The organism is Cupriavidus sp. 05T313, from assembly GCF_056396665.1.
On record NZ_JBFTLX010000410.1, the window covers coordinates 1 to 3,771 of the forward strand.

The following is a 3,771-nucleotide window of genomic DNA, read 5'->3' on the forward strand; positions in this document are numbered from 1 at the left end:
GGGCGGGAGCGGCCGGAACGACAGCGGCAGCGGCATCCGCGGCAACCCGGCCCGCCGGCGCGGCAGCGCCGCGCGCGCGCGGCGCCAACTGGCCGCCACCCTGTCCACCCGCCACGGGCGCGGGACTCGCCGACGGGCGAAAGGCCAGCATGCGCAGCAGCGTCATGGTGAAACCAGCGTACTCGTCCGGCGCCAGCGCCAGTTCGCTACGGCCAAGATTGGCGATCTGATAGAACAACTGCACTTCCTGCGCATCGAACGCAGCGGCAAAGCGGCGCACTTCCGCCGCTTCCGGCCATTCTTCCTGAACCGAGGCGGGCACCGCCTGGGCCAGCGCGATCTTGTGCAGCAGCGAAGCGAGATCCTGCAAGGCCCCGGCAAACGACAGGCTGCGATCGGCCATGCCGTCGGCCACGCCCAGCATGGCGGCGCCATCCTCGGCTGCCAGCGCATCCAGCAATTGCACCAGGTAGCTCTGGTCGATGGCGCCCAGCATGCCGCGCACGGCGGCCTCGGACACCTGGCCGGCACTGTAGGCGATGGCCTGGTCGGTCAGCGACAGCGCGTCGCGCATCGAGCCATGGGCGGCCTGGGCCAGCAGGCGCAGCGCATTGGCTTCGCGCACGATGCCCTCCTCGCCCAGCACGTGGTCGAGGTGGCTGACGATATGGCCGGGCGGCATCTGCTTGAGGTTGAACTGCAGGCAGCGCGACAGCACCGTCACCGGGATCTTCTGCGGGTCGGTGGTGGCCAGGATGAATTTGACGTGCGCGGGCGGCTCTTCCAGCGTCTTCAGCATGGCGTTGAAGGCGTGGTTGGTCAGCATGTGCACTTCGTCGATCATGTAGACCTTGAAGCGCCCCGCCGTCGGGGCGTACACCGCCTTGTCGAGCAGGGAGGCCATCTCGTCGACGCCGCGGTTGGASGCSGCGTCCATCTCGATGTAGTCGACGAARCGSCCGCTGTCGATCTCGGTGCAGGCCTTGCACACCCCGCAAGGCTGCGCGGTGATATCGCCGTTACCATCCGGCCCGACGCAGTTCAGCGCCTTGGCCAGGATCCGGGACAGCGTGGTCTTGCCGACGCCCCGCGTGCCGGTGAACAGGTAGGCATGGTGCAGCCGCTGTTGCTCCAGCGCGTGCGTGAGCGCGCGGACCACGTGCTCCTGGCCGACCAGCGTGGTGAAATCCCGGGGGCGCCATTTGCGCGCTAGCACTTGATAACTCATGGCGGCGATTGTAGCAAAAGGCGGCCGTCCTTCAGGCAGGATTCACGGGACCGGCGCGATCCAAACCGCCGGCCCCCGCGCCGCTAGCCGCATTCGCCGACATAGCCGCAGTTGGCGCACTTGGCGCAGCCATCGACCTTGTGCAAGGCATGGGCGCCGCATTCCGGACAAGGCTTGCCCGAACCCAGCCCCAACCCTGTTGCCGGCGCGCCGCCAGCACTGACCGCCCCGGCCGGGACCCTGCCGCCGGCACTGCCACTGTCCGGCCCTTCCATCCCGGCCAGGCGGGCGGCAAGCGCCGCCACCGGCACCTGGGCACCGTCGGCGTCGAGAAAGCCCCGCTTGATCAGGATGCGTTGCAGGGCATAGCCGATCGCCGCTACCTCGGAATCATGGAARCGCGGCACCTCGGTGCCGTCCTGGCGGTTGAGCACGCCGTAACGCACCGTGCCCTTGTCCCACACCACATTGCGCATGTCCGCCAGCGCCTTGGCGATCGATCCGCCCGAACGCGCCACCATCGACAGCAGCCGCATGGTGGAGGTGATCCACTGCTGGCCGTCGTTGCGCTGCCCGGCCGGCATGAAAAATTCCACCGGACGCTCCACCGCCACCGGCTTGCCGTCGAGCAGCCCCGCCACGCGCATGAAGTTCACGGTCAGGTAGACCGTCTTGTGGCCCTCATAGGTCATGTACTCGACCTTGGAGGTCACCCCTTCGAGATCGCCCACCGGACGGCTCTCGAACGGCTTTCGCAGGGGGTCGTCGGTTGTTGCCACCGCGGCGGGGACGGCCGGCGGCGGCGTCACCGACAGCACCGCCCCCAGCACGCTGTTGGGGCGGTAGGTGGCAAGTCCCTTCAGCCCGGCCCGCCAGGCTTCCAGGTAGAGGTTGCGGAAGGCCTCATAGGGATAGTCCTCAGGCACGTTGACGGTCTTGCTGATGCTGGTATCGATAAAGGGCTGCACCGCCTCCAGCATCTTCATATGATCGAGCGCCGACATCTGCAGCGCCGTGACGAAACTGTCCGGCAGTTGCGCCATATCCCCACCCAGGTGACGATAAAGGCGCCAGGCATGGTCGGCTACCTCGACTACCTTGTAGCTGTCGTCCGCCATGCGCTTCTTGCGGTTATAGGTCCAGGAGAAGGCCGGCTCGATGCCGTTCGATGCGTTATCGGCAAACGCCAGCGTGATGGTGCCGGTCGGGGCGATCGACAGCAGGTGCGAATTGCGGATGCCATCGCGGCCGATCGCCTTGCGCACGGCTTGCGGCAAGCGCTGCGCAAAACCGCTGGCCAGGTATTCCTTGGCCTTGAACAGCGGGAAGGCGCCCTTCTCGCGCGCCAGTCCGGCCGATGCCAGGTAGGCGGTATCGCGCATGGCCTGCGCAATATGCGCGGCCAGCTCTCGCCCCGGCTCGCTGTCGTAGCGGATGCCCAGCATCACCAGCGCGCTGCCCAGCCCGAGGAAACCCAGCCCGATGCGCCGCTTGGCATGGGCCTCGGCCTGCTGCTCCGGCAGCGGCCAATAGGTAACGTCTAGCACGTTGTCGAGCATGCGTACCGCCAGCCGCACCACTTCGGCGAATCCTTCGAAATCAAAGCGGCTGTCCGCGCCGAAGGGCTGGCGCACGAAGCGGGTCAGGTCGATCGAGCCCAGGTCGCAGCAGCCATAAGACGGCAGTGGCTGCTCCGCACAGGGATTGGTCGCCTCGATGCGCTCGCAGTAATAGAGATTGTTGTCGTCGTTGATATGGGACAGGAACAGGATGCCGGGCTCAGCGTGATCGTAGGTGGCCTGCATCACCTGGTCCCACAGCTGCCGCGCCGGCACGCGGCGGTAAACCCACTGGCCGTCGTCGCGCCGGTAGGCGCCGCCGGCAATGGCCTGGGCAGCGGGCTCGGCCTCATGCACCAGCTCGACCTCGCCGCCAGCCTCGACCGCCCGCATGAATTCGTCGCTCACGCCGATCGAGATATTGAAGTTGGTCAGGTCGCCGCGGTCCTTGGCGTGGATAAAGGCCTCGATGTCCGGGTGGTCGCAGCGCAGCACGCCCATCTGCGCGCCGCGGCGCGATCCGGCCGACTCCACCGTGGCGCAGGATGCGTCGAACACCTTCATGAAGGACACCGGCCCCGAGGCGCGCGAGTGCGTGCCCCGCACCAGCGCCCCGGCCGGGCGTATCGCGGAGAAATCGTAACCCACCCCGCCGCCGCGGCGCATGGTCTCCGCCGCCTGCGCCACCGCAGTGTAGATGCTGGGCTTGCCGCCGCCCGGCTCCGATACCGAATCGCCTACGGGCTGCACGAAGCAGTTGATCAGCGTGGCCTCGATGCGAGTGCCTGCCGCGGAGTTGATGCGCCCGGCAGGCACGAAGCCCTGCTCCTGCGCCCACAGGAAACGCTCGGCCCAGTGCTCGCGCTGCGACTCTGGTTCGGCCTCGGCCAGCGCGCGCGCCACGCGCAGGCGCACGTCGGCGGCGGTGGCTTCCGCGCCCTTGGCGTACTTCTCCAGCAAGACTTCGGTGGAGATGTCCTGGGG

Annotated in this window: 2 protein-coding genes; both read right to left on the bottom strand. The window is 67.8% G+C overall.

Features of this window, described 5'->3' with window-relative positions; genetic code table 11:
- The coding region (gene dnaX / locus AC1DKD_RS39920) for a DNA polymerase III subunit gamma/tau (protein ID WP_477144618.1) at window positions 1–1,228 on the bottom strand (1,228 nt) is incomplete at its 3' end.
- An 83-nt stretch (window positions 1,229–1,311) separates the two neighbouring features.
- On the bottom strand, window positions 1,312–3,771 hold a 2,460-nt coding region (locus AC1DKD_RS39925; protein ID WP_477144619.1), incomplete at its 5' end, for an adenosylcobalamin-dependent ribonucleoside-diphosphate reductase.